This window comes from Mycolicibacterium diernhoferi (assembly GCF_019456655.1).
Classification (GTDB): domain Bacteria; phylum Actinomycetota; class Actinomycetes; order Mycobacteriales; family Mycobacteriaceae; genus Mycobacterium; species Mycobacterium diernhoferi.
In genome coordinates, this window is sequence record NZ_CP080332.1 from 2,024,054 (window position 1) to 2,048,645 (window position 24,592).

The 24,592-nt window shown below is 70.4% G+C and carries 23 protein-coding genes and 1 tRNA gene; 12 read left to right on the forward strand and 12 right to left on the reverse strand.

What is annotated here, in order from left to right:
* The first annotated feature begins 29 nt into the window (after positions 1-29).
* The gene (locus K0O62_RS09495) at positions 30-713 is read left to right on the forward strand and encodes a YceI family protein (RefSeq protein ID WP_165637033.1); all 684 of its coding nucleotides are present in this window, start codon (positions 30-32) and stop codon (positions 711-713) included.
* Between the two features lies 1 nt (position 714).
* Here K0O62_RS09495 and K0O62_RS09500 read toward each other — a convergent pair whose 3' ends face one another.
* Complete coding sequence (locus K0O62_RS09500; RefSeq protein ID WP_073858603.1) at positions 715-2,493, reverse strand: sulfatase-like hydrolase/transferase; 1,779 nt, start codon at positions 2,491-2,493, stop codon at positions 715-717.
* 73 nt (positions 2,494-2,566) lie between these two features.
* On the opposite strand from K0O62_RS09500, the gene K0O62_RS09505 reads away from it, so the two are divergent.
* Positions 2,567-3,532, forward strand: a complete 966-nt coding sequence (locus K0O62_RS09505) for an LmeA family phospholipid-binding protein (protein ID WP_073858604.1) — start codon at positions 2,567-2,569, stop codon at positions 3,530-3,532.
* Here K0O62_RS09505 and K0O62_RS09510 read toward each other — a convergent pair.
* Positions 3,529-4,353, reverse strand: a complete 825-nt coding sequence (locus tag K0O62_RS09510; RefSeq protein ID WP_073858605.1) for a hypothetical protein — start codon at positions 4,351-4,353, stop codon at positions 3,529-3,531. The genes K0O62_RS09505 and K0O62_RS09510 overlap by 4 nt on opposite strands.
* A 361-nt stretch (positions 4,354-4,714) precedes the next feature.
* Between K0O62_RS09510 and K0O62_RS09515 the strand changes: the two genes are divergently transcribed.
* Positions 4,715-6,475, forward strand: a complete 1,761-nt coding sequence (locus K0O62_RS09515; RefSeq protein ID WP_073858627.1) for an N-acyl-D-amino-acid deacylase family protein — start codon at positions 4,715-4,717, stop codon at positions 6,473-6,475.
* A 17-nt stretch (positions 6,476-6,492) separates the two neighbouring features.
* Here K0O62_RS09515 and K0O62_RS09520 read toward each other — a convergent pair whose 3' ends face one another.
* A complete protein-coding gene (locus K0O62_RS09520) occupies positions 6,493-8,013 on the reverse strand; it encodes a PTS transporter subunit EIIC (RefSeq protein ID WP_073858606.1) in 1,521 nt (506 codons plus the stop codon).
* 68 nt (positions 8,014-8,081) lie between these two features.
* On the opposite strand from K0O62_RS09520, the gene K0O62_RS09525 reads away from it, so the two are divergent.
* From K0O62_RS09525 to nagA, 3 genes are read left to right on the forward strand one after another with little or no spacing between them, the layout of a single operon-like run.
* Positions 8,082-8,543, forward strand: a complete 462-nt coding sequence (locus tag K0O62_RS09525; protein ID WP_073858628.1) for a PTS sugar transporter subunit IIA — start codon at positions 8,082-8,084, stop codon at positions 8,541-8,543.
* Positions 8,543-9,328, forward strand: a complete 786-nt coding sequence (gene nagB, locus K0O62_RS09530) for a glucosamine-6-phosphate deaminase (protein WP_073858607.1) — start codon at positions 8,543-8,545, stop codon at positions 9,326-9,328. The genes K0O62_RS09525 and nagB overlap by 1 nt, the downstream gene beginning before the upstream one ends.
* A 1-nt stretch (position 9,329) precedes the next feature.
* Positions 9,330-10,481 (forward strand): N-acetylglucosamine-6-phosphate deacetylase, encoded by a 1,152-nt coding sequence (gene nagA / locus K0O62_RS09535; protein ID WP_073858608.1) that lies wholly within the window; start codon positions 9,330-9,332, stop codon positions 10,479-10,481.
* Position 10,482: 1 nt separating this feature from the next.
* Here nagA and K0O62_RS09540 read toward each other — a convergent pair whose 3' ends face one another.
* Positions 10,483-10,716, reverse strand: a complete 234-nt coding sequence (locus K0O62_RS09540) for a hypothetical protein (RefSeq protein ID WP_073858609.1) — start codon at positions 10,714-10,716, stop codon at positions 10,483-10,485.
* A gap of 58 nt (positions 10,717-10,774) precedes the next feature.
* Here K0O62_RS09540 and K0O62_RS09545 point away from each other — a divergent pair, with 58 nt between their 5' ends.
* The gene (locus K0O62_RS09545) at positions 10,775-11,170 is read left to right on the forward strand and encodes a DUF2237 family protein (RefSeq protein ID WP_073858610.1); all 396 of its coding nucleotides are present in this window, start codon (positions 10,775-10,777) and stop codon (positions 11,168-11,170) included.
* Here K0O62_RS09545 and K0O62_RS09550 read toward each other — a convergent pair.
* Together K0O62_RS09550 and K0O62_RS09555 are read right to left on the reverse strand one after the other, a co-directional pair.
* Entirely contained in the window at positions 11,167-12,816 is a 1,650-nt protein-coding gene (locus K0O62_RS09550; protein ID WP_234800243.1) for a patatin-like phospholipase family protein, read from the reverse strand. The two genes, K0O62_RS09545 and K0O62_RS09550, sit on opposite strands and share 4 nt — an antisense overlap.
* Positions 12,817-12,853: 37 nt before the next feature.
* On the reverse strand, positions 12,854-13,048 hold the full coding sequence (locus K0O62_RS09555) for a hypothetical protein (protein WP_073858611.1): 195 nt from the start codon (positions 13,046-13,048) through the stop codon (positions 12,854-12,856).
* 81 nt (positions 13,049-13,129) lie between these two features.
* Here K0O62_RS09555 and K0O62_RS09560 point away from each other — a divergent pair, with 81 nt between their 5' ends.
* Positions 13,130-13,771 (forward strand): GNAT family N-acetyltransferase, encoded by a 642-nt coding sequence (locus K0O62_RS09560; protein WP_073858612.1) that lies wholly within the window; start codon positions 13,130-13,132, stop codon positions 13,769-13,771.
* A gap of 23 nt (positions 13,772-13,794) precedes the next feature.
* Here K0O62_RS09560 and mbtN read toward each other — a convergent pair whose 3' ends face one another.
* From mbtN to crcB (K0O62_RS09585), 5 genes are read right to left on the reverse strand one after another with little or no spacing between them, the layout of a single operon-like run.
* The gene (gene mbtN, locus K0O62_RS09565) at positions 13,795-14,970 is read right to left on the reverse strand and encodes a mycobactin biosynthesis acyl-ACP dehydrogenase MbtN (protein WP_073858613.1); all 1,176 of its coding nucleotides are present in this window, start codon (positions 14,968-14,970) and stop codon (positions 13,795-13,797) included.
* Positions 14,967-15,260, reverse strand: a complete 294-nt coding sequence (locus K0O62_RS09570) for an acyl carrier protein (RefSeq protein WP_264002380.1) — start codon at positions 15,258-15,260, stop codon at positions 14,967-14,969. The genes mbtN and K0O62_RS09570 overlap by 4 nt, the downstream gene beginning before the upstream one ends.
* Before the next feature lie 32 nt (positions 15,261-15,292).
* Entirely contained in the window at positions 15,293-16,345 is a 1,053-nt protein-coding gene (locus K0O62_RS09575; RefSeq protein ID WP_073858615.1) for a putative PII-like signaling protein, read from the reverse strand.
* A gap of 13 nt (positions 16,346-16,358) precedes the next feature.
* Positions 16,359-16,724, reverse strand: a complete 366-nt coding sequence (crcB, locus tag K0O62_RS09580; protein ID WP_073858616.1) for a fluoride efflux transporter CrcB — start codon at positions 16,722-16,724, stop codon at positions 16,359-16,361.
* Entirely contained in the window at positions 16,721-17,116 is a 396-nt protein-coding gene (gene crcB, locus K0O62_RS09585) for a fluoride efflux transporter CrcB (RefSeq protein ID WP_073858617.1), read from the reverse strand. The genes crcB (K0O62_RS09580) and crcB (K0O62_RS09585) overlap by 4 nt, the downstream gene beginning before the upstream one ends.
* A gap of 48 nt (positions 17,117-17,164) precedes the next feature.
* Here crcB (K0O62_RS09585) and K0O62_RS09590 point away from each other — a divergent pair, with 48 nt between their 5' ends.
* Positions 17,165-20,470 carry an ATP-binding protein gene (locus K0O62_RS09590; RefSeq protein ID WP_234800244.1) on the forward strand — a complete coding sequence of 1,102 codons (3,306 nt, stop codon included), beginning with the start codon at positions 17,165-17,167 and terminating at the stop codon, positions 20,468-20,470.
* Between the two features lie 72 nt (positions 20,471-20,542).
* On the opposite strand, the gene K0O62_RS09595 is transcribed toward K0O62_RS09590, so the two are convergent.
* Positions 20,543-21,235: a hemerythrin domain-containing protein gene (locus K0O62_RS09595; RefSeq protein WP_073858631.1), complete on the reverse strand. Its 693-nt coding sequence runs from the start codon at positions 21,233-21,235 to the stop codon at positions 20,543-20,545.
* Between the two features lie 94 nt (positions 21,236-21,329).
* On the opposite strand from K0O62_RS09595, the gene pgm reads away from it, so the two are divergent.
* From pgm to K0O62_RS09610, 3 genes are all read left to right on the forward strand, one after another.
* Entirely contained in the window at positions 21,330-22,964 is a 1,635-nt protein-coding gene (gene pgm / locus K0O62_RS09600; protein WP_073858618.1) for a phosphoglucomutase (alpha-D-glucose-1,6-bisphosphate-dependent), read from the forward strand.
* Between the two features lie 64 nt (positions 22,965-23,028).
* Positions 23,029-24,297, forward strand: coding sequence for an MFS transporter (locus tag K0O62_RS09605; protein ID WP_073858619.1), 1,269 nt, complete (start codon positions 23,029-23,031; stop codon positions 24,295-24,297).
* Between the two features lie 56 nt (positions 24,298-24,353).
* Positions 24,354-24,426, forward strand: a tRNA-Ala gene (locus K0O62_RS09610).
* The last annotated feature ends 166 nt before the right edge of the window (positions 24,427-24,592 follow it).

The following is a 24,592-nucleotide window of genomic DNA, read 5'->3' on the forward strand; positions in this document are numbered from 1 at the left end:
CGTCGACCGGTTCTGTCAGGATGTTGCCCGTGAACCGGAAGCGTTGGCTCGTGGTGGTCGGGTTGCTGGCAGTGCTGACCCTGGGTGCGGTGGCCGCGGCGCCCTGGGCCTATACGAGGTTCGTCGCCGAGCCGCCGCAACCCGCCCTGACCCTGCCGTCCGACACCCGGCCGGCGAGCACCGGCGTCGACGGAGCGTGGACGGTGCAGCCGGGCTCGCAGGCCGGCTACCGGGTGCAGCAGCAATTGCTGTGGGAACTGGTCGATGTGAACGGCCGCACCGACGCCGTCACCGGAGCCGCGGAGATCACCGGCTCCGAACTGACGTCGCTCGAATTCACCGTCGACCCGGCGACCATGAAATCGGGCAGCCCGGGCCGCGACGAGAAGTTCCGCAGCGCCGACGCATTGGAGACGGCGACGTTCCCGACCGCCACGCTCACCGGCAACGGACCGGTCGACGTGTCCGGCGTGCCCGCCGACGGCAGCCCCGTGCGGCTGGAGATTCCGGTGACGCTGACGCTCAAGGGTGTCGCCCGGCCCGCCACCGCCGTGGCCGAGATCCAGCGCAACGGGGACCGGGTGGACGTGGCCGGCGCCATCGCGATCCGGCTGCCCGACTTCGACGTCGTCCCGCCGAAACCGGCCGCCTCGCTGCTGGAGGTCCAGCCGGCGGCCACCATCGAGTTCCTGGTGCATCTGGCCAAGGAGTGACTCAGCGGCGCAACCGCTGCAGCAGGCGCGCGAACAGCCCGCCCGACGGCTCCGGAGGTTGGCGTCGCACATACGGCCACGGGTTGTTGCGCTCCGGTACCGCGGCCGCGCGCACCTGCTTGAGCTGCGTACGCAGCAGCGCCCGTAGCTCGTGCAGCGACGGGTCCTCCCAGCGGTTGACGGCCTCGGCCGGGTCGCCGGTCAGGTCGTAGAGCTCCCACTGATCGTCGAGCACATCGCTGCGGTAACGCGGCGCGCCGCGGCCCGTGTAGGCGAGCTGGCGCACCCCGGGCTCGGTCCAGGTGCCCGGATCGTCGAAGGTGCGCACCAACTTCCACAACCGGTCATCGACGCGGGACACCAGGCCCTCGAAGTTCCCGGCGACGTGCGCGGGCACCCGGATGCGCAGCGGCGCGGGCGGATTGACGTCGCGCCCCAGTTGTCGCGCCAGCCCGGACGCCCCGGTGTCGCCTTCGAGCACGTTGTCGCGGGTGAGCAGGTACACCACCCGGTCCTCGTCGGCCGGGGCGCCGTCGACCACCGGCATCAGGTCGACCCCGGGCAGCGGGTGCACCTCGGAGAAGGACTGCGCCAAGTCCGCGGCCACCGCGGGGACGTCGACCCCGGCCGCGCCGAGCAGCGTCGGCACCAGATCCACATGGCTGGTCGGCGCCGACACCGTGCGCGGCTGCGTGGCGTGGGTGCCGATGCGGGCGATGACGAACGGCACCCGGGTGGCCTCGTCATACAGGTTGAACCACTTCTGGTGCAGCCCGCCGTGCGCGCCGAGGAGCTCCCCGTGATCGGAGGTGCGCACCAGCACCGCCTCCGCCGACCCCGCGGTGACCGCCCGGCGCACCCGGTCCAGCGGGCCGTCCACCTCGGCGTGCAGCCGGTAATAAAGGTCGCGGTAGTCCTGGGCCTTGCGCCGGTAGGTGCGCGAGACCGCCGCGGTGGGTCCGTACCCGGAGTAGTAGGCGTCCCGGAACGCGGCCTGGGCCGCCGGTTTGGTGCTCAGGTCCTCGTCCGCGGTGGGCGCGGCCGGCACATGCGGGGGATCGAGTGGCGAGGCCGACAGCGGGCTGCGTCGCGACCACGCCGGAAACAGCACGATGTCATGCGGATTGACGAAGCTGGCCACCAGCAGGAAGGGCCGCAGCGCCGCGGGGTCCCCGGCACGGCGCCGCGCGTAGCGGTCCTCCAGCCAGGCCACGATCCGGTCCGCGAACAGCGGGTCGCGCCGAAAACCGCTGTTGGCCATGGCCGCTCCGTGCGGCTCCGGGCCGACCCAACCGGAGAACCCGTACGGGCCCAGTGGGTCGGCATCCAGGTAGGCCTGCACCGCGGCCTCGTCGACCACGCCGTCGTCATCGTTGGTGGCCAGGATCTTCCCGGTCGCCGGGTCTTCCAGGTCGGCGTGCGAGATGTGCCACTTGCCGTCGTAGTGCGTGTCGTATCCCGCTGCGCGGAACCAGTTTCCGAGGGTGGGCACCTCGCCCCGGCGCAACCAGCGCAGCCGCGAGTCGTCGTAACGCTTGCCCAGCCCGTCGGTCTGGGTGACCCCGTGCAGGTCCGGGTACTGTCCGGTGAACAGGGTCGGCCGGCTCGGGACACAGGCCAGCGATCCGGTGTAGTGCCGGGTGAAGCTGACGCCGTGCTCGTCGAACCAGCGCCGCCCGCTCAGGGTCCGCTGCCGCCAGTCCGACACCTCGGCCGATTCGTAGGGCGGGATCGCGCGTTCCTCGTCGGTCATCAGGATGACGATGTCGGGCTTGCTCATGGCTGCCATCCAACACCGGATTGCCGGGATCGGCGGTGATTGCGCCCGGCTGTCGTTTTGGCACACTGGGCAGATGCCGATGCAGCCGCCCGAACCGCCGCGCGACCCGGCAACCCGGCGGATCCCACGCCCGGACCCACCGACCCGGCGGATCCCGCGCCCGGACGCCGCGACCGAGCGGATGCCGCGCCGGCCCGAGCCGGCCACCGAGCGGCTGCGGGCACCGGACCCGGCCACCCAGCGAATCCAGGCGCCCCCGCCGCCGATCCCACCGCCGCCGCTGCGCTCACCCGGGATGGCGGTGCCCCCGCCACCGGCACCGCGCAACAAGCAGAGCCTCGTCCTGATCGCCGTCATCGTGGTGGCGGTGCTGGTCGGCGGGCTTGCCGGCGCCGAGCTGTTCGCCCGCAACCGCGCCGCCGCCGTGCTGTCCGGGATCACCGACTGCCTGGTCGAGGACACCGCCGACGTGTCCTACTCGGTGAGCCCGCCGTTCCTGTGGCAGTACCTCACCGACCGCTACAGCGACATCTCGGTGATCACCACCGGCGACCGGGTGCAGGAAGCCAAGGGCATGACCGCCGATGTCACGCTCAGCGACATCCACCTGCAGGACTCGGCGGACGCCAAGGGCACCATCGGCTCGATCCGCGCCACCCTGACCTGGACCGCGGACGGCATCAAGAGCACCGTGGCCGACAACCTGCCCGTCGTCGGGGATCTCGTCACCGCGGTACGCACCGATGCGAACGCGGGCACCCTGATCCTGGAGGCCACCGGCGACACCACCATCACCGCCAAGCCGGTGGTCACCGACGGCGATCTGGAACTGCAGGTCCTCGACGTCACCGGCCCGTTCGGCAAGGACGCCGTGCAGACCGCGCTCAACGAGCTGACCACCACGCTCAACGACAACTACCCACTGGGCATCAAGGCCGACAGCATCGAGGTGACCGACACCGGGGTCGTCGGCGAGTTCTCCTCCACCGATGCGACGATCCCGACCGGCGACAGCGATCCCTGCTTCGCCGACCTCTAACGTCTCCGGATCCGCGACCACACCGCTTCACGGACGCGGTGGCTGATCGATCCGGCGGTGTGCTGCGGCAGCACCGGTACGTAGAGCCAGCCCTGGCTGCGCAGGAACTCTGACGTGGCGACGATGTACGTCGTGGGTGCATCGGTGAGATCGCAATCGACGCCGACCTTCAGCGCGGGCCAGCCCATGGCCAGCAGGACGTCTTTGAAGCCGTCGGTGACCCGGATCTGGCTGTGAGTGGGGCGAAGTCCACTGTCGGACAGCAGCAGCCGTACGCGGGTCTGTTCCGGTGTCCGGGCGCCGGGGTCGATTTCCAGGATCGCCCGGTGCGCCGTTCGGATGTCCCGCGTTCCCCGGTAGCGCCTTGCCAGCCACCAGATGTCGTCTGTGGTGATGCCGGTGGCCGCGGTGAACGGGTCCAGCAGCGTGACGGCCTCGTCGCGCGGCAGGTGCCGCGCCAGGTCGAGCGCGGTGCGCACGGGCGTGGTGATCGGGAGTCCGTTCCAGTAGGTGATTTCGTCGACGCAGATGCGCTCGTTGTGCAGGACGATCCCCGGCGGATGTCTGCTGTTGCGGGCGATCAGGTCGACGGGGTGGGCGCTGATCTGCCATGGATCCCGGTAGATCCCCGCGGCGGTGCGGCCGGCGATGATTCCGCACTTCCCGCTCCACAGCCAGGCCGCCTCCGCGCGATCCAACAGGGTGGGTTCGGTGTCCTTCGGTAGGTAGATGTTGGGCAGGACCGCGGTATACCTCGCCCGTAGGACACCCCTGGTCATATCGCCGCGGGCCACGGCCTCGCTGCCGATGAAGGGCTCCATATCGCCATGGTGGAGTGCGGTGCCGACATATTCGGCGGCGTCGTCACCGGGTTGTGGATAACCGGCGGAGTCTGTGTGGGTGCGGCTGAAATCCCTAGGGTGAGATCGAGCTGAGGGCTGCTGATCCGCTCGGCGTCCGCCGGGTACACAGCCGTACGGTCGATCTCGGGCCGAGTTCGAGCTGAGGGTCGTCGGTATCGGTTGTGGGGCGGAAGCACGCGACCGTGCGATCGATCTCGCCCTAGGGTTTCTGGCGGGGTGTCACCGGCCGGAGCGGGCCCGCAGTGAACACTTTCTCAAATCTGCCTAGCCGGTCGTGGTCCAAGTGTTAGACACGAGGAACGGACCGAAGGAGTTGACCGTGTTCGACCTCAAGATCACCGGAGGCACCGTCGTCGACGGCACCGGGGCCGACCGTTTCACCGCGGATGTCGGCATCAAAGACGGCAAGATCGTCGAGGTCCGCCGACGCGGCCCCAACGATCCGCCGCTGGCCGGGCCGGCCGCCGAGACCATCGACGCCGCAGGCAAGATCGTCGCGCCCGGCTTCGTCGACATCCACACCCACTACGACGGGCAGGTCAGCTGGGACGACCTGCTGGAACCCTCCAGCAATCACGGCGTCACCACCATCGTCGCCGGCAACTGCGGGGTCGGCTTCGCGCCGGTGCGGCCCGGTCAGGAACAGTGGCTCATCGAGCTGATGGAAGGCGTGGAGGACATCCCGGGCACCGCGCTCACCGAGGGCATCACCTGGGGCTGGGAAACCTACGCCGAGTACCTGGACGTGATCGGGAGCCGGGAACTGGCCGTCGACATGGGCAGCCAGATCGCGCACGGGACGGTGCGCGCCTACGCGATGGGGGAGCGGGGCGCCCGTAACGAGCCCGCCACCGCCGAGGACATCGCGGCGATGAGCGCACTGGTACAAGAGGCCATCGAGGCTGGGGCCCTGGGCTTTTCGTCCTCGCGGACGCTGGCACACCGGGCCATGGACGGCGAGCCGGTGCCCGGCACCTTCGCCGCCGAGGACGAACTGTTCGCGCTCGGGCGGGCCACCGCCGCCGGTGGCGGCGCGGTCTTCGAACTCGCCCCGCAGGGCGCGGCCGGCGAGGACATCGTCGCGCCTCGAAAAGAACTGGAGTGGATGCGCCGCCTCGGCGAGGAGATCGACTGCGCGCTGAGCTTCGCCCTCATCCAGGTCGACGCCGACCCGAATCTGTGGCGCGAACAACTCGAGCTGTCCGCGGCCGCGCATCAGGCGGGCAGTCGGCTCTACCCCCAGGTGGCGGCCCGGCCGTTCGGCATGCTGCTCGGGTTCCCGGGCCACCACGCCTTCACCCACCGGCCCACCTACCGCCGGCTCAAGGCCGAGTGCAGCCGTGAGGAACTCGCCGCCCGCCTCGCCGAACCGGCTGTGCGCCAGGCGATCCTGTCCGAGCAGGATCTGCCCCTCGACCCGAACGTGCTGTTCGACGGCATGTTCGCGCTGGCGCAGTACTCCACCGAGCGGCTGTACTCGCTGGGGGAGCCACCGGACTACGAGCCCACCCCGGACCGGACGGTCGCCGCCATCGCCCGGGACCGCAACCAGGATCCGTTGGCCACCATGTACGACCTGATGCTCGAAGCCGACGCCGCCACCATGCTGATGCTGCCGATGTTCAACTACGCCGACGGCAACCACGACGCCATCCGGGAGATGATGACCCACCCCGCCGGTGTGCTGGGCCTGTCCGACGGCGGCGCGCACTGCAGCATGATCTGCGACGCCTCCTATCCGACGTTCCTGCTCACGCACTGGGCGCGCGACCGGCACCGGGGCGAGAAACTTCCGCTGGAATACGTGGTCCGCAAGCAATCCCACGACACCGCACAGCTGTTCGGGCTCACCGACCGCGGCGTCATCGCGGTGGGCAAGAAGGCCGACATCAACGTCATCGACCTGGACGCGCTCACCCTGCACGCCCCGCGGATGGCCTACGACCTGCCCGCCGGCGGACACCGGCTCGTGCAGGGCGCGTCCGGCTACACCGCGACCATCGTCAACGGGGTGATCACGCGACGCGACGGTGTGGACACCGGTGCCCGCCCGGGCCGGCTCGTCCGCGGTGGTCGCTGAAAGACGGGCGCGCTGAGCTACAGCACGCCGAGGATGTCGTTCTTCATCGCCTCGGCCTCGGTGCCGAACACCGCCTGCACGCTGTTGCCGACCTCGATCACCCCGGCCGCGCCCAGACTCTTCAGCCGGGCCTGATCGACCTTGGCCGGGTCGGCCACCTCCATCCGCAGCCGGGTGATGCAGGCGTCGACGTTGACCAGGTTCTCCCGCCCGCCGAAGGCCGCGATCACCTGCTCGACGCGGCTGTCCTCGGCGGTCACCGCGGTGGTTCCGGCACCCTCACCCAGGTTGGCCGCCTCCTCGGCCGCGAACTCCGCCTCGGGTTCGCGACCCGGCGTGCGCATGTTCCACCGGGTGATCGCGAACCGGAACAACAGGTAGTAGACGACGAAGAACACCACACCCATGCCGATCAACAGCGGGATGTTCTTGGCCGCCGGGGCGGTGCCGTACAGCAGCAGATCGATCAGGCCCGCCGAGAACGAGAACCCCAGATGGATGTCGAGCAGATACGCGATCGCCAGAGACAACCCGGTCAGCACCGCGTGGATGATGTACAGCGGGAACGCCACGAACATGAACGCGAATTCCAGCGGCTCGGTGACCCCGGTGAGGAATGCGGTCAGCGCCGCGGCGGCGAGGATGCCCACCGCGACCTTGCGCTGCTTCTTGTTCGCCACATGGATCATCGCCAGCGCGGCGGCGGGCAGACCGAACATCAGGATCGGGTAGAAGCCGGCGGTGAGATGCCCGCCGGTCGGGTCGCCGGCCGCGAACCGGGTCAGCTCACCGGTGACGATGTTGCCGTCCGGGGTCTGATAGTCGCCGTAGAGGAACCATATATACGAGTTCGGGATGTGATGCAACCCGAACGGGATCAGCATCCGGTTGGCGAACCCGTACACGAACGCCCCGAAAGCCCCAGCGCCACCGATGAACTGGCCGAGGCTGGTCAGCCCGGCATCGAAGATCGGGTAGAAGTAACTCATCGCGAACGCCAGGAACAGCGAGGCCAGCGACACCACGATCGGCACGAACCGTCGGCCCCCGAAGAAGCCCAGATAGGACGGCAATTCGATGGTGTGATACCGGTCGAACAGCCATGCGGTGAGCAGGCCCACCACGATGCCGGCGAACACGCTGTAGTTGATCAGCGCCTGATCGCCGTTCTTGTCGACCTCACCGGCCAGCACGATCGGCGACATCGTCTTGAACACCGCCTCGACCACCAGGTAGCCGACCACCGCGGCCAGCGCGGTGGACCCGTCGGCCTTCCGTGCGAAACCGATGGCCACACCGACGGCGAACAGCAGCGGCAGATTCGCGAACACCGCATCGCCGGCCGCGCTCATCGCCTTGAAGAACGCCCCGATCACCGGCGCCTCGATGCGGCCCAGCAGATCGGGTTGACCCAACCGGAGCAGGATGCCCGCGGCCGGCAACACCGCGATCGGCAGCATCAGACTCTTGCCGAGGCGCTGTAACTGCGCGAATCCCGGAATGCGGGTACTGCTATGACGTTTCGTGGACCCCCTCATTCGGGGCAGCCTAAACGAGAACAGGCGAACCCGAGACCGTGTTCGGCAACGCTCGTACTGTGGACACCATGCCGACGAAGGTTCTCGCTCCGGTGCCCGGACGGATGGTCGTCCTCGGCGACGTGCCCGACCCGGTCTTCGCCCAGGGCATGGTCGGGCACGGCGCCGCGATCGACCCGCCGCGCGAGGTGCTCACCGCCGTCGCACCCGTCGGCGGCACCCTGCTCAAACTGATGCCGCACGCCTACGTCGTGCTGACCGAGGCGAAGGTGGGGGTGCTGGTGCACCTCGGGCTGGACACCGTCGCGTTGAAAGGGCAGGGCTTCACCACGCATCTGCAGCAGGGCGACCCGGTCAGCGCCGGGCAGCCGGTGATCACCTATGACGTCCCGGCGATCGTCGCCATGGGGCTCAACCCGATCGTGCCGGTGGTGGTGATGGACGAACGCGAGGCCGCCAACATCGCGGTGACCGCCGCACCGGATGCCCCCATCGCCGCGGGGGCCGAATTGTTCGTGGCCAACCGCTGATGGAAGTCATCATCACCGCGGGTCCGGCCGAGATCGGGGTGCTCGCCGCCGACGCGGTCGGCGCGCTGCTGCACCGCAAACCCGACGCGGTGCTGGGACTGGCCACCGGGTCGTCCCCGCTGGTGATCTACGACGAACTGGCGAACCGGCATGCGGCCGGGCAGATCTCGTTCGCCGCGGTGCGCGGCTTCACCCTCGACGAGTATGTCGGGCTGCCCGCCGGCCATTCCGAGCGCTACCGCAACGTGATCGACGAGGTATTCGTCTCCCGGGTCGACTTCGCCGACGGCGCGGTGGCCGGCCCGGACGGGCTCGCCGCGGACATCCCGGCGGCCTGCGCGGCCTACGAGGACGCCATCCGCGCGGCCGGCGGCATCGACCTGCAGATCCTCGGCATCGGCACCGACGGGCACATCGGGTTCAACGAGCCCGGGTCCTCGCTGGCATCGCGCACCCGCATCAAAACCCTGACCGCCCAGACCCGGTCCGACAACGCGCGGTTCTTCGGCGGCGACATCGACGCGGTGCCCACCCGCTGTCTGACCCAGGGGCTGGGCACCATCCTGGACGCCCGGCACGTGATCCTGGTGGCCACCGGCCGGCGCAAGGCCGAGGCGGTGCACCATGTGGTGGAGGGCGCGGTGAGCGCCATGTGGCCGGGCACTGTGCTGCAGCATCATCCGCATGTGACGGTGCTGCTCGACGAGGCCGCGGCCGGCCGGCTGCAGCTCGTCGACTACTACCGGGAGACCTATCGGGCCAAGCCCGAATGGCAAGGCCTCTAGAATGCTGCTGACCGCCGACACCCTGCTGACCGGCACGGAACTGTTGCGCCCCGGCTGGATTGACGTCGACGGTTCGACCATCCGGGCGGTCGGTGACGGGGTGCCCGCCGCCCGGACGGATCTGGCGCTCGGCGCGGTGACCGTGGTGCCCGGCTTCGTCGACACCCATGTGCACGGCGGGGGCGGCGCCAACTTCTCGGCCGCCTCCCCCGAGGAGACCGCCGCGGCCGTGGCGCTGCACCGCAGGCACGGCACCACCACGCTGATCGCCTCCCTGGTGACCGCGGGCCCCGATGAATTGCTGTCCCAGGTTCGCGGTTTGGCCGTCGACGTCCGAGCCGGGCTGTTGGCCGGTATCCATCTGGAGGGGCCGTGGCTGTCGGTGCGCCGCTGCGGCGCGCATGAACCCGCCCTGATGCGCGATCCGGACCCGGCCGAGATCGACCGGGTGCTGGCCGCCGGCGACGGCGCCGTGCGGATGGTGACGCTGGCCCCCGAACGTGACGGCGCGCTCGCGGCCATCGACCGATTCACCGCCGCCGGGGTGGTGGCCGCGCTCGGGCACACCGAGGCGGGTTATGCGCAGACCCGCCTCGCCATCGACGCCGGGGCCACCGTCGGCACCCACCTGTTCAATGCCATGCGGCCGATCGGCCAGCGGGAGCCCGGGCCCGTCATCGCCCTCATGGAGGACCCCCGGGTCACCGTCGAACTGATCACCGACGGGGTGCACATCGACCCGGCGATCTACCGTCACGTCACCCGAAGCGTTGGGGTGCAGCGGGTCTCGCTGATCACCGATGCGATGGCGGCCACCGGCATGACCGACGGTCACTACGAGCTGGGGCCGCTCGGGGTGGATGTGGTGGACGGGGTGGCCCGGGTCGCGGGCACCGACACCATCGCCGGCAGCACCGCGACCATGGATCAGGTGTTCCGGTTCGCCGTGGAGCACTGCGGGCGGGACTGTGACGATGACGATGCGCTCCTGCACGCGGTGGCCCAGTCCTCGCTCAACCCGGCCCGCGCGCTCGGGCTACCGGCGGCGGGGCTGGCGGCCGGGGCGGTCGCGGACCTGGTCGTGCTGGACGAGGACCTGGCCGTGGCCGGGGTGCTGCACCGCGGCGACTGGGTCGTGGACCCGGCCGACTGAGCTAGGGCCGGCAGCTACCGCCCAGCGCGCACGGCAACACCGCATCCATCCAGCCGTGATCGTTCTGCATGGTGGCCAGCAGCCACGCCCCGCCCAGCACCACCGCGAACGTCCCGGCCGCGAACAGCGCGACCACCAGCACCAGCAGCGCGATACCGGCGGGGGAACCCCCGGCCATCAGCCGGACCGCGCGGACCACCACATCGATGATGCGCACCACGAGCATCAACACCATGGGCGCCACTGTATCGGGGCTGAGTCGCCGAATCCGGTGAGTAGAGCATGATGGGCGCATGCCCGAGGAAACCGAACTCAATGTGCTGGGCGGACCACTGGAGCCGTGCGGTACCGACCCGATGACCGGCTTCTACCGTGACGGCTGCTGCTCGACGGGACCCGAGGACGCCGGCCTGCACACCATCTGCGCGGTGGTCACCGCCGAATTCCTGGAGCACCAGCGCTCCATCGGCAACGATCTGAGCACCCCGATGCCGCAGTACCGCTTTCCCGGTCTGACGCCGGGGGATCGCTGGTGCGTGACGGCGGTGAACTGGCTGCGCGCCTACCGTGACGGGTACGCGGCCCCGGTGGTGCTGGCGTCCACCCACGAACGCACGTTGGCGGTGGTCCCGCTGGAGGCACTGGCCGAGCACGCGGTGGACGTGCCCGACGACGCCAGCGACCTCTAGGTGATGTAGCGGTTGCGCCAGCGCTCGAACTTGTTGCGCGGCGGCGCAACCGCGGAGAGCACCTCGCTCATCGGGGAGGCCACCGACGCCGCCGCCACCCGCCGCGGTGGGTCCGCGGTTGCCGCCTCGTCCCACCAGATCGGTTGCAGCAGAGCCGATGTGATCGGGATGGCCTTGTCGACCCGTTTGTGCCCCCAGCTGCACGCCCGGTCGATCGAGGCGCGCGAGGGGGCCAGGTTCACCGGAGACAGGGTGGGGGAGAACCGGACGATGTGATCGGAGTAGGGCAGGTTGCGCACCATCTGCAGCTGGATGGCCTGCGCGATGGGCGCCAGCCACAGATGGCGGGGATCCCACTGCGGGTGGAAACAGTCGAACGCCAGATAGCAGGCGTTGCGGGTGCCCAGCCGGCCGTCGCGGATGCGTTTCCAGGCGAGTTCGACCGGCACATTGCTGGCGGTGCCGCCGTCCACGATGGCCGCCACGTCGTTGGCCGCCATCACCTCGTCCAGGATCGGCAGCATCTGCGGGTCGCGGGTCTCGTGATGCAGCACGCCGGGGATCGCCGAGGAGAACGACGCGGCGTCAACGACATTGACGTTGCGGGTCAGGTCGTCCCCACCGACGACGATGGCCTTGACCACCCGGGAGTCGATGAACGCGGCGGCCTGCCACAGCCGGGCCGCGACCTCGGGCCCGACCCCGATGGGCAGGAACGGCAGGGTGCGCAGCTTGAGTACCGCGAGTTCCTGGTGCCGGAACTTGGCGGGCAGCGCGGCGAAGGACTGCCGGCGCACCCCGGCGACCACCGCGTCGAACGGGATGGCCAGATCGGTCATCCGCATCTGCTCCCCGTCCGGGCGGGTGAACAGCGCCTCGGCGAACAGGTCGAACCGCAGGGAGAACACCCCGGTCAGGCCGTGCCTGCGGCGTAGCTGTTCGGGCCCCAGGATGGACCGGTAGGACACCGTCTTGGCCCAGGCCACATACTCCTCGATCGGCACCGGCAGCGAACGGGCCATCACCGACCCCATGACCGACCCGATCGACGAGCCGACCAGGTAATCGGGCACCTGCCCGGCCTCCAGCAGCCGCTGCATGCCGCCGATGTAGACGAAGCCCGCCCCGCCGCCACCGCCGAGCACGGTGACCAGCTTCTTGTGCCCGACCTCGGCGTCCAGTTCGGCCGGCGAGAAACGACTGGCGTGCCGCTCGGCGAGCGCGCGCCGCTGCACGTCCTGATCGTCGGCCAGGGTGCCGAGCACCGCGGACGCCGCCCGCAGTGCGGTCACCCCGTGCTTCTCCTCGCGCAACGGCCCGTGCAGGGCGTCGGCGACCCGCAGCTGCCAGGCGGCCTGCTCGGCGCCCACGGATACGTCGCCGCGGCCGCGGGTGCCGCCCGGCCCGGCCGCGCCCGGCTCGAAGTCGGACAGCTTGGCGAAGTTGATCAGGTACCGCAGCTTGCGCAGCTGTTCGGCGCTGAGCACTCCCGGGTTGGCCAGGTTCAGCCGGACCAGCCGGTTCTCCATCTTCTGCAAGGCCAGCGCCGGGTCGGCGGAGGGCAGCTCGGCCTCGTGCGCCTCGGCGTTCTCCAGTTCCTCGGCGGAATCGGCCGGTTCGGTGTCATCGAACGGGGGCTGCAGCACAGACGCCACTCTAGGTGGCCTCATCCATCCCCGGCGCTCACTCGTCGGAGCGCTCCCGGCACCCCACGAACGCCAGCAGCGCCGGATCCGACGAGACGAACCGCTCGACCTCCTCACCGCCGTCGCAGCGCAGCAACGCGATGGTCAGCCGGCCGGGGGTGCGGGCCACCACCTGCCAGTGCGCTCCGGAGTCCTCCCACCTGCGCAATTCCTCGATCCGGTCCCGGGTCATGTCCCTACCATCGCACCTGTGACGCAGTCCCACATGCGTAGCGGACTCCCGCATCGGACGGTTAGGTAGGGTCGGGGGCAAATGATCGAGATTGACGCCGAGACCGACGACGAGCTGCCGATTCTTCCGCGCGAGCTGACGAATGTTCCCGATGAGGTCTGTCGGGTCGGTCCGCCGCAGATTCCGGTGATCGAAGAGCCGTACGGCGCCCGGCTGGTCGACCCGGACGTGCACGCGGAGCTGATCTCGGAGTGGATGAACATGCCGCACCTGGTGGAGTCCTGGGAATCCGCGTGGCCCCCGGAGCGTTGGCGGCTGTATCTCAAAGCTCAACTGGCCGGGACGTTCTCACGCCCGTACCTGACCAGCCGCAAGGGCGAGGACATCGGCTACATCGAGCTGTACCGGGCGGCAAAGGATTCCATCGCCACCCGCTATGACGCGCACCCGCACGATCTCGGCATCCACGCCGCGATCGCGGACACCAAACTGGTCAACCGGGGCATCGCGCCGCGGATGCTGCCCAAGCTGATGAGGGATCTGTTCGACCTCGAACCCGAGTGCCGGCGCATCATGTTCGACCCGGACCACCGCAACACCGGGGCACGGCGGCTCGTCGAGTATGTGGGCTGCACGTTCCTCGGCGAGCACCAGATGTCGAACCGCAAGATGGCGCTGTACGTCTTCCCGCGCACACCCGAGGACATCCCGGCGCACAGGTAGCCACCCGCGCGCCGGTGTGATGATCAGCCGTTGAGGCCCATCATCTCCTCATAGCCGTCGTAATCGGGCTTCATCGCGGCGGCCACCAGCTCCCACAGCACCTCATCGGTGCCGCCGCCGACACGCGCCAGCTTCATATCGCGCCACCACTGTCCCAGCGGGGTCTCGTCCACCAGATAGCCTGTGCCGCCGAAGATGTGCATGCACTCGGAGACGACCTCCTCGCCGAGGCGGGCCGCGCACACCTTCATCGCGGCCGCGGTGCGCAGGTCCAGCTTGCCGCCCACCCCGATCCCGGTAAGCGCGTGGCGCAGCATGTCGGCCCGGGCCTGCAGATCGGCCATCCGCATCCGCAGTGCCTGGTGCTCATAGAGGGTGTGCCCGAACTGGCGGCGGTTCATCATGCGGGCCAACGTGATTCCGAGGATCCGCTGGCAGCTGCCGGAGATCTGCCCGGCCACCGACATGCGCTCATGGGCCAGCCCCCAGGAGATGGCGGCCAGCCCGATCCCGGCGCGGGCCACCAACGCATCGGCGGGCACCCAGGTGTCGATGTGCACGGCCGCGGTGTCCAGCGGCCCGTTGCCGACCTTGGTGTAGGGCTTCTGTACCTGCACACCCGGATCGTCCAACGGGACCGCGATGACGACGACGTTGCCGTGCTTGCTGTCCGGATCGTTGTCGACGTTGCGGGCCACCGCCAGCACGTAATCGGCGATGGGGGATAGCGAGACGAACTTCTTGACGCCCTTGACCTCGAAACCGTCACGCACCGAACGAACTTTGGTCTCGACGATCTGCAGGTCGGATCCGCCGGACTCCTCGGAGGCCCCGACACACAGCACCGCGTCCCCGTGGATGGCCCGCTCGGCGATGTCGCGCAGGTGGTCGGTGCGGGCGAAGCGGCGCAGCAGCGCGATGGCCGAGTCGTGCAGGCTCACCCCGACGGCGATACCGCCGGAACCCAGCCGGCCCAGCCGCTCGGCCAGGGCGATCACCTTGGCCACATCGGGCTGGGTGTCCTGACCCCATTTGGCGGTGAAAACGCCCTCCTTGGCCAGGTATTCGAGCAGTTCGCGGGGGAACTTCTCGGTCCGTTCGGCTTCGGCGGTCCATTCCTTGACCCGGTCGTCGAAGACCCGGTCCAGCAATTCGTTGAATTCGTCGAGCGAGGCCGACCGGGATGGTGCTGCAGTCACGAGTTGGCCTGATCCACAGGCAGTTTGGCCAGCACGATGGCTTCCAGCTCGCCGACGGTCTCGCAGCTGAGCAGGTCTTCCTCCGACAGCGTCGCACCGAGACGGTCCTCGATGGCCACCATGCCGACAGCGAAGGCGACCGAGTCCATGCCGACATCGTCGACCAATCGGGAGTCGCGGGTCACCCGGCTCACATCGATGTTCAGCTCGTCGCGCAGGATGGCCAGGAGCTCCGGATTGACCGCTTCGGGCTGTGACAGTTCCATGGTCGGCGACCCTACACCGGAGATTTTACTCAGGGTAGCCTTACCGAAGGTGGTCGTCAGCGCGTCGGGTCGGCCAGGGTGAGGCCACCGTTTCGCACACCCCCGTCGATGGTGACCATCGCGGGCACGAGTTCACTGGTGACCAGGCCATGCGCCCCGGTCAGTTCGTCGATCAGGTCGAAATGCGCCGCGATCCGGTCCGCGCTGTCGAGCACCACGGTTGTGACCGGAACCTCACGGCCGAGTTGAAACAGCTTGTCGCCGTGCGGCTCGTGAGCGCCGTGGAATCCCCAGATCCCGCGCAGCACGGTGGCCCCGGCGGACGCCCGCCCGGCGCGCAACGCATCCACCACCCGGCGGTGGATGGGGGCGCCGTCGGCCCGCTGGGCTTCCAAGGTGTGGATGGTGAGTTTCTGCCACAGCGGTACCCCGCGGGCATCGGTCGCCGGCAGCGCGGCGGGCCGGCCGATCACCCGGCCGTCGCGTTTGCACACCTGGAGGCGTTCCACGGTCGTCACGGCCGTCGGCAGCAGTTCGCGCAGTCGGGGCAGGGCCGCCGTCACCTGCGCGGTGTCCCCGACGGCGAGGATCATCACCGGCACCTCGGTGTTGGTGCTGAAGAACCGGGCCCGCCGCCGGATGCCGTGCTCGGTCCCGTCCACACCGAGAAACGTTGTGGCGCCTGCGAACCCGAGTAGATACAGCAGTGCGCAGATCTCCCGGTAGGCGGGTCGGCCGGCGATCCGGGTCTGGCGCCCGACGTACACGGTCAGCTTGGCCGAGCCGGTGCCGACGGGGACGGTGGTCGAGGCTCGCTCGAGGGTCACCACACCGCGGGACAGCGCCGCGGCCACCGGCTCGGCCAGCGCCTGGATGCGTTCGGCGCGGTCCACCGCGGCCAACGCCACCGGCAGATCCTCCGAGGTGGACAGCGTGCGGTCGGTCCGCAGTTGATGGCTGGGCCCGAATCCGCCGATGCCGCGCAGCACGACGCTGTCGGCCACCTCGGCCCGGCCGAGCCGGTCCAGCAGTTCGTCGGCGAGGAACCCGCGCCCGCCGCGCGAGCGCTCCCCGAAATAGGCGGTCAGCTTCAGCAGGTCGGTGCTCACAGTGCCACTCCGATCACAGGAGCCCCCCCATCAGCTGGCCCAGCCAGGCCGCCAACAGTCCCAGCGCCACACTGGCGACGATATTCACCGTGGCGGGCCGGCGGCGGCGCTCCTCGGCCAGCCGGTGCGTCTCCAGCATCCAGGTCGAGAACGTGGTGTACGAGCCGACGAACGCGGTCCCGGCCAGCAGCGCGGCCTGCGGCCCGAGCGCCAGCGCGCCCAGGAACCCGAGCAACCAGGCGCCGCTGACGTTGACCGCGAGCGTGCCGAGCGGGAACCCGGTCGCGAGGCGCCGCGATACGGCGCGGTCGACGAGGTACCGGCACACCGCCCCCAGACCGCCGAGGACCAGCACCGCACCCCACAGCAGCGCCGTCACCGCAGTGCGGCCCGTCGGACCAGGGCGGTGCTCAGCTGCATGGTCAGCAGCCCCAACCCGACGCTCGCCACGGTGTAGCCGGCGGCCAGCAGATAGTGGCCGTGCTCCAGCATCCCGATGGTCTCGACCTGCATGGTGGAGAAGGTGGTGAGCCCGCCGCACAGCCCGGTGCCCAGCAGCGGCCGGCGATACGCGGACACGGGCAGCCGTTCCAGCAGCCGGGTGGTGAAGTAACCCAGCAGCGCGGCGCCGGCGATGTTGACGATGAAGGTCGCCCACGGCCAGTGCCCGGGCGGCACCGCGAGCAGATGGCTCAGCGCGGCGCGGGCCAGCGTGCCCAGCGCGCCCCCGGCGAACACCGCCGCCAGTTCCCGCCGGTCCGTGAGCGCCACACCGCAAAGTATGTACGCCGACGGGCCGACAAGTAAGGTCGGCTCACAATGATGGCGCACGATCAGCCCGCGGTGCGGATCTCCGTGCTGGGCCCGGTCCGGGCGTGGGTCAACGGGCAGCCGGTCGATCTGGCCGGGCCCAAGCAGCGCTCGGTGCTCGTGCGGCTGGTGCTCGCCCACGGCGACGTGGTGTCGGTGGACCGGCTCATCGAGGATCTGTGGGCGGGGGAGCCGCCGCCCAAGGCGTTGGCCGCGCTGCAGGCCTACATCTCGCACCTGCGCCGGGTGCTCGAACCCGGGCGTGCGCGCCGCGCCGCGGCCACCGTGATCGTCAGCGCCGCCCCCGGCTACTGCCTGCGGCTGCCCGAGGACGCCGTCGACATCTGGTCGCTGGAGGCCCGGATCGCCGCGGCCGAACAGCGCACCGATACCCACGCCCGGGCGGCCATGCTGGAAGAGGTGGTCGCCGACTGGTCCGGCGATCCCTACGTCGAGGTCCGCGATGCGCTGTGGGCGGCGCCCGAGGTGGCCCGGCTGACAGAGCTGCAGCTCTCGGTCCTCGAGGCGCACGCCGCCGCGCAGTCCGCGCTGGGCCGGCACGCCGTGGTGGCCCGGGTGCTGGAGGCGCCGGTGCGCGATCACCCGGACCGGGAAACCGCGGCCTGCCTGCTGGCCGTCGCGCGGTACCGGCTGGGTCATCAGGCCGCCGCACTGGAGGTGTTGCGGCGCACCAGCGACTACCTCGTCGACGAACTCGGTCTGGAGCCGGGCCGGGCGCTGCGGAACCTGGAACGCGACATCCTGCGGCAAGCCGATCACCTCGATCCGATCGCGGCGGCCCCCACACCGACCGCGGCGCCGCTGGAAGCTCCGCATCCGGCCCCGGACAACGCCACCCGCGGCCGGGCCGACGAACTCGCGGCCATCGAGGCGGCCGCCGGGTCCGCGCTGCGCGGCGGACTGCGGGTGGTGTGGATCGGCGGCGAGGCCGGGGCCGGCAAGACCACGGTCGTCGAGACGGCGGCCGCCCGGCTGCGCGACTCCGGGTGGACGGTGGCCGCCGGGCGCAGCCCCGAGGTCGACGGCGCCCCACCGGGCTGGGCCTGGACCGAAGTACTGGCGCCGTTCACCGGCCGGATCGGCCGGACGCCCCACGCCGAGGCGCTGGCCCCGCTGCTGCACGACGGCCGGTCATCGGGCCCACAGACCGCCGACGGCACGGTGTTCTGGATCGCGCACGCCCTGGCCGAGGTGCTCGGGCAGGCCGCCGCCGAGGCGCCGCTGCTCATCCTGCTCGACGACCTGCACCGCACCGACGGCCTGACCCTGGAGTTGTTGCGGCTCACCGCCGACCGGCTCGGTGACGGCCGGATGCTCGTCATCGGCACCTACCGGCCCTCGGAGTCCGGTGCCGAACTCGGTCAGGCGCGCGCCGCCCTGGCCAACCACACCGCCGCCCACCTGCTGCTGACCGGCCTCGACGACGCCGCGCTCACCGCGCTGGCCACCGATTGCGGACTGCCCGCGGTGACGCGGGAGACCCTGCGGCTGTTCCGCGAACGCACCGGCGGCAACCCGCTTTTCGTGCGGGAGCTGGCCCGGCTGATGGTGGCCGAGGGCATCGACGCCGCGCACGGCGGTGTGCCGGCCGGGGTGGGGGACGTGTTGCGCCGCAGACTGGCCCGGCTCCCACCGCAGACTGCGACCGCACTGCGCCAGGCCGCGGTGCTGGGCCGTGAGGTCGACATCACCCTGCTCGGTGAGCTGGGCCGCACCGATGACGAGGAGTTGCTCGACGCGCTGGAACCGGCGGTGCTGGCCGGTCTGCTCGACGAGCCGGTACCCGGTCGGATCCGGTTTGCGCACAACCTGATCCGCGACACCCTCTACGGCGACACCTCGGTGCTGCGGCGTTCCCGGCTGCACGCCGCCGCGCTGGACCTGCTGCGCCGGCCCGGTCGCGGCGCCGATTCCGCGTCGCTGGCGTATCACGCCGTCGCGGCCGCCACCGCCGACACCGCGACCGAGGCAGCCGGGTTCGCGATGGCCGCGGCGCGCGACGCCGATGCGGTCGGCGCCCCGGTGGAGGCGGCGCGGCAGTACCGGGCCGCGGTGCGGATGTTCGGGCTCGCCGGGGCCGAGCACGCCGCGACCGTGCCGGCCCGCTGCGGCCTGATCGCCGCGCTGGCGCGGGCCGGTGACGCGCTGGCGTCGCGGGAAGAGTTGCACGACACCCTGATCGCGGTCGGGGAGCACGACGAACTCGCGGTGCGGGCGCTGACCGCCTCGGACAGCCCGCTGGTCTGGCGGGTCCGCGCCGGTGACCACATCGACCCCGTCATCGTCGACCCGCTGCGGCGCGCCCTCGGGCGTGACCAGACCCCGCACACCCGGGCCCGGTTGCTGATGACCCTGTTCACCGAAACCGAAGGCGCCGAACACGGCACGGCGCTGGCAGCCAGCGTCGAAGCGCTCGAGCTGTCCAGGACGCTGCACGCGCAGGACCCGGTCGCGCATCAACGCCTGCTGTGCGCCGCGCTCAATGTCCGGGCCTTCGCCTGTCTGGGTCCGGATCACGCCGAGCAACGGGAAGCCATTGTGGCCGAGCTGCTCTCGGTGGCCGAAGCCTATGACGCCATCGACTATCAGGCGGTCGCGCACTGGTTCGCGTTCCTCGACGCCGCCGGGCGTTCGGATCTGGCCGGAGCGGTCCGGCACGTCGATGCCGCCGTGGCGCGTGCGGGCACCGGCCAGATCGGTTTCCTGCTCGGTGTGCTCGACGGGTTCGCCGCACAGCTGACCGTGCTGGCCGGTCGCACCGACGAGGGGGAGCGGCGCTACCTCGAGGTGGCCGCCAAACTGGCCGAGTACGGCGTCGCCAACGGAGCGTTGGTCGGCCTGATCGGCCGCATCAGCGCGAACCTGGTCCGCGGCAGCCTCGCCCCGATGGCCGACGAACTCGTCGCCGTGCACCATCAGGTGTCGCGGACCATCGCCGAGGGTGCCGCGCTGGCGCTGTACCAGGCGGGCAGGCCCGCGCAGGCCCAACAGATCTGGGCGCAGCGGATACCCGTCGAACGGTCCTACTACTTCGTGGCGACGGCGACCCTGCGGGCACACGCCGCCGTCGCACTCGGCGACCTGGCCACCGCCACCGCCACCGCCGCGGAGCTGCTGCCGTACTCCGGGCGGATGGCCGGGCTGGACAACGGCACGCTGCTCACCGGTCCGGTGGACGCCGCCCTGGCGGCCGTGGCCGAGGCCACCGGCGACACCGAGGCCGCCGCCCGGTACCGGCGGGCGGCCGCCGAGCTGACCGAGCGGCTGAGCCGCGCGGCGCAGACCCTGATCTGACGGCGAAACTCGCGTACCCGTCGTGATTTCTGCCAGGGGAGCGACGGGTACGCGAGTTTCGCCGCGCCAGGGTCAGCCGAACACCGCGGCTTCGAACTTGTTGTGCCGCCGGGCCAACACCCGCAGCAGGCCCACCAGTACCGGACTGAGACCGCCGATCAGCGTGGCGCGTTCGGCGTCGGTGGCCACCGCGAGGATCCGCGGCCCCTCGAACGACAGCCGCCCGGTGCGCTGTGCGGCCTTCTCCACCGCCTGCCAGTCCGTGCTGGACACGTACCGCCGGATCACCGGGAACAGCTCGCGCTCCTCGTCGGCGATGTGCGCGGCCAGCAGCCGGTGCAGATCGGCCAGGCCGGCGGCCAGTGGCCGGGCCATCTCGGGGTCGCCGCTGCGCCCGAACGCCGCGGCGGCCGCCCGCAGCCGGTCCAGCCGCGGGTCCAGGGCGGCGTGATCCTCGGTCAGTTCGCTCAGGTCGATGAAGTCGCCCGCCGCGGCCTGGATCACCGGCCACAGCACGTCGTCCTCCATGGTGTGGTGGTGATGGATCGACTCGCACATCAGCGCGACGTAGCGGGCGATGGCGCGGGCACGCCGGGGCGCACAGGGCAGCCGGCGCTGGGCGACCGCGGTGGTCAGGTCCGCGAGCCGGGCGGTATCGGTGACCATGGCGCGGTGGGTCAGGGTGATACCGCTGAGGTCGGGGTCCGGGTCCCCGGGACGACGCGCGGAGACGGCGGGCTGGGCTGATCGTGGTGTGTCGGTCATGCCGGCCACCTTGTCCTGGCCCACTTGCGACGAACTTGTGGTCGGCTTGGGGTCAGGACAAGACACCGGCGCCGCGGGTAGGCAGGATGGACCCATGGTGGCCAATCCGCGAGCCGGGCAGCCGGCACAGCCCGAAGATCTCATCGACCTTGCGCATCTGGTCACCGCGTATTACACGGTGCAACCCGATCCCGACGACGTCGCCCAGCAGGTGGTGTTCGGCACCTCCGGCCATCGCGGCTCGGCACTGGACGGCGCGTTCAACGAGGCGCACATCCTGGCCACCACCCAGGCCATCGTGGAGTACCGGGCGGCCCAGGGCACCACCGGTCCGCTGTTCCTGGGCCGCGACACCCACGCGCTGAGCGAACCGGCCTGGGTGTCGGCGCTGGAGGTGCTGGCGGCCAACGACGTGGTCGCCATGATCGACGCCGCCGACCGGTACACCCCGACCCCGGCGGTCAGCCACGCCATCCTGACCTTCAACCGGGGCCGCGACACCGACCTGGCCGACGGCATCGTGGTCACCCCGTCGCACAACCCGCCGCGCGACGGCGGCTTCAAGTACAACCCGCCCAACGGCGGGCCCGCCGACTCGGACGCCACCGGTGTGATCGCCAAGCGCGCCAACGAGATTCTGCGTGAAGGCATCCGGGCGGTGAAACGGGTCCCGTTGTCCCGGGCGGTGCAGGTCGCGCAGCGCCACGACTATCTCAACGCCTACGTGGCCGATCTGCCCAACGTGGTGAACCTGCACGCGATCCGCGCCCAGGGGGTGCGCATCGGCGCCGACCCGCTGGGCGGGGCCAGCGTCGACTACTGGGGCGCGATCGCCGAAACCCACAACCTGGACCTGACGGTGGTGAACCCGCTCGTCGACGCCACCTGGCGGTTCATGACGCTGGACACCGACGGCAAGATCCGGATGGACTGCAGCTCACCGAACGCGATGGCCTCGCTGATCGCCAACCGGGACCGCTTCCAGATCGCCACCGGCAATGACGCCGACTCCGACCGGCACGGCATCGTCACCCCGGACGGTGGGCTGATGAACCCCAACCACTATCTGGCCGTGGCCATCGACTACCTGTACAGCCACCGGCCGGGCTGGGGGGCGGGTATCGCCGTCGGCAAGACCGCGGTCAGCAGTTCCATGATCGACCGGGTGGTGGCCGGGCTGGGACGCGAACTGGTCGAGGTGCCCGTCGGCTTCAAGTGGTTCGTGGACGGATTGGTGACCGGGACAATCGGTTTCGGTGGGGAGGAGAGCGCCGGGGCGTCGTTCCTGCGCACCGACGGGACGACCTGGACCACCGACAAGGACGGCATCATCCTGGCGCTGCTGGCCTCGGAGATCCTGGCTGTCACCGGCTCCACCCCGTCGCAGCGCTACACCGAACTCGCCGAGCAGTACGGGGCGCCCACCTACGCGCGCATCGACGCTCCCGCCGACCGCGACCAGAAGGCCCGGCTGGCCAAGCTGTCCGCCGAGCAGGTGAGCGCCACCGAACTGGCCGGCGAGCCGATCACCGCGAAGCTCACCACCGCACCCGGTAACGGCGCCGCGCTGGGCGGGCTGAAGGTGACCACCGAGAGCGCGTGGTTCGCCGCCCGCCCGTCGGGTACCGAGGATGTCTACAAGATCTACGCCGAGTCCTATCGGGGGCCCGCGCATCTGGCCGAGGTCCAGCAAGCCGCCAAGGATCTGGTGACTACAGTCATCGGGTGACCAGCGAGAAGCGAAGCGGGATCGCGCATCGGGAAATCGAGCGAGAAGCGAAGCGGGATCGCGCATGAGCCCCGCCGGTGCAGAAGGCGACTGTACGGCCCCGGCCAAGCGGAAGCTCCCGCGCGAGGTATGGGTTCTGGTCGCGGCGAACGTGGTGGTGGCGCTGGGGTACGGCGTGGTGGCCCCGGTCCTGCCGCAGTACGCCCGCCACTTCGGTGTGAGCATCTCCGCGGCCACATTCGTCATCACCGCCTTCGCGGTGATGCGGCTGATCGGGGCGCCGCCGGCGGGGTTCCTGGTCCAGCGGCTGGGGGAGCGCCGCGTCTACATCAGCGGCCTGCTGATCGTGGCCGTCTCGACGGCGGCCTGTGCGCTCGCCGAAACCTATTGGCAGCTCCTGCTGTTCCGGTCGCTGGGCGGAATCGGTTCGGCCATGTTCACGGTGTCCTCACTGGGACTGATGATCCGGATCTCGCCGGCCGACGCGCGGGGACGGGTGGCGGGTCTGTTCTCCTCGGGCTTCATGATCGGTTCGGTGGGCGGGCCGGTCCTGGGCAGCCTGACCGCCGGATTCGGTCTGTCGGCGCCGTTCCTGATCTACGGTGCCGCTCTGCTGGTCGCCGCGGCCGTCGTCTTCGTCAGCCTGCGCCACTCGCATCTGGCCGCCGCCGAGGAGAACGTGGATCCGCCGGTGCCGTTCGCGACGGTGTTCCGGCACGGGGCTTTCAAGGCGGCGCTGCTGTCCAACTTCGCCACCGGGTGGGCGTCGTTCGGGCTGCGGATCGCCCTGGTCCCGCTGTTCGTGGTGGAGGTGTTGGGCCGCAGTCCGGGCGTGGCCGGGCTGGCGCTCACCGCGTTCGCGGTGGGCAATATCTCGGTGGTGGTCCCCAGCGGTTATCTGTCCGACCGGTTCGGCCGCCGCAGGCTGATGATCTTCGGGCTGCTGCTGGCCGCGGTGTCGACCGGTCTGGTGGGCTTCAGCGAGTCGCTGACGGTGTTTCTCGTCGCCGGTTATGTGGCCGGCGCGGCCACCGGCATCTTCGTCGCACCGCAACAGGCCGCGGTCGCCGATGTGGTGGGCAGCAAGGCCCGCGGCGGTCCCGCGGTGGCCACCTTCCAGATGATGGCCGACGTCGGCTCGATCGGTGGGTCCCTCCTGGTCGGTCTGATCGCGCAGTATCTGTCGTTTTCCTGGGCGTTTGTCATCAGTGGATTGATCCTGCTGCTGGCCGCGGTGGGCTGGATGTTCGCCCCGGAGACCCACCGGGAACCGCCCGCCGGCCACACCCCGGCCCGCTCATTGGGCCCAGAGGCCGGTGGAGAGGTGCCCTGACCAGCCGTTTTGAACCTGCACGGTGCAGTGGTGTACCTTTCAACAGCACCACAAACGGGGCTATGGCGCAGTTGGTAGCGCACCACACTGGCAGTGTGGGGGTCAGGGGTTCGAATCCCCTTAGCTCCACGTTTCGACAACCCGCTCCGGCTTCGGCCGGGGCGGGTTTTCTCGTCGGCGCGCCCTTTATTTCGGAATGAGCGACCGCTGAGTGGGAGCGCAAATTGCGGGCGGAGTCCACAACTGGCGGGTTATGCCATATTTCACGCGAATTGCCTGCGAACAATTCGACGTA

Coding starts and splice junctions, on each gene's coding strand:
- nagB (WP_073858607.1), top strand. CDS start 8,543: ATGGAAGTCATCATCACCGCGGGTCCGGCCGAGATCGGGGTGCTCGCC.
- K0O62_RS09605 (WP_073858619.1), top strand. CDS start 23,029: ATGAGCCCCGCCGGTGCAGAAGGCGACTGTACGGCCCCGGCCAAGCGG.
- K0O62_RS09595 (WP_073858631.1), bottom strand. CDS start 21,235: ATGACCGACACACCACGATCAGCCCAGCCCGCCGTCTCCGCGCGTCGT.
- K0O62_RS09555 (WP_073858611.1), bottom strand. CDS start 13,048: ATGACCCGGGACCGGATCGAGGAATTGCGCAGGTGGGAGGACTCCGGA.
- K0O62_RS09560 (WP_073858612.1), top strand. CDS start 13,130: ATGATCGAGATTGACGCCGAGACCGACGACGAGCTGCCGATTCTTCCG.
- K0O62_RS09505 (WP_073858604.1), top strand. CDS start 2,567: ATGCCGATGCAGCCGCCCGAACCGCCGCGCGACCCGGCAACCCGGCGG.
- K0O62_RS09590 (WP_234800244.1), top strand. CDS start 17,165: ATGATGGCGCACGATCAGCCCGCGGTGCGGATCTCCGTGCTGGGCCCG.
- K0O62_RS09500 (WP_073858603.1), bottom strand. CDS start 2,493: ATGAGCAAGCCCGACATCGTCATCCTGATGACCGACGAGGAACGCGCG.
- K0O62_RS09525 (WP_073858628.1), top strand. CDS start 8,082: ATGCCGACGAAGGTTCTCGCTCCGGTGCCCGGACGGATGGTCGTCCTC.
- K0O62_RS09510 (WP_073858605.1), bottom strand. CDS start 4,353: ATGGAGCCCTTCATCGGCAGCGAGGCCGTGGCCCGCGGCGATATGACC.
- K0O62_RS09540 (WP_073858609.1), bottom strand. CDS start 10,716: ATGGTGTTGATGCTCGTGGTGCGCATCATCGATGTGGTGGTCCGCGCG.
- K0O62_RS09520 (WP_073858606.1), bottom strand. CDS start 8,013: ATGAGGGGGTCCACGAAACGTCATAGCAGTACCCGCATTCCGGGATTC.
- K0O62_RS09545 (WP_073858610.1), top strand. CDS start 10,775: ATGCCCGAGGAAACCGAACTCAATGTGCTGGGCGGACCACTGGAGCCG.
- pgm (WP_073858618.1), top strand. CDS start 21,330: ATGGTGGCCAATCCGCGAGCCGGGCAGCCGGCACAGCCCGAAGATCTC.
- nagA (WP_073858608.1), top strand. CDS start 9,330: ATGCTGCTGACCGCCGACACCCTGCTGACCGGCACGGAACTGTTGCGC.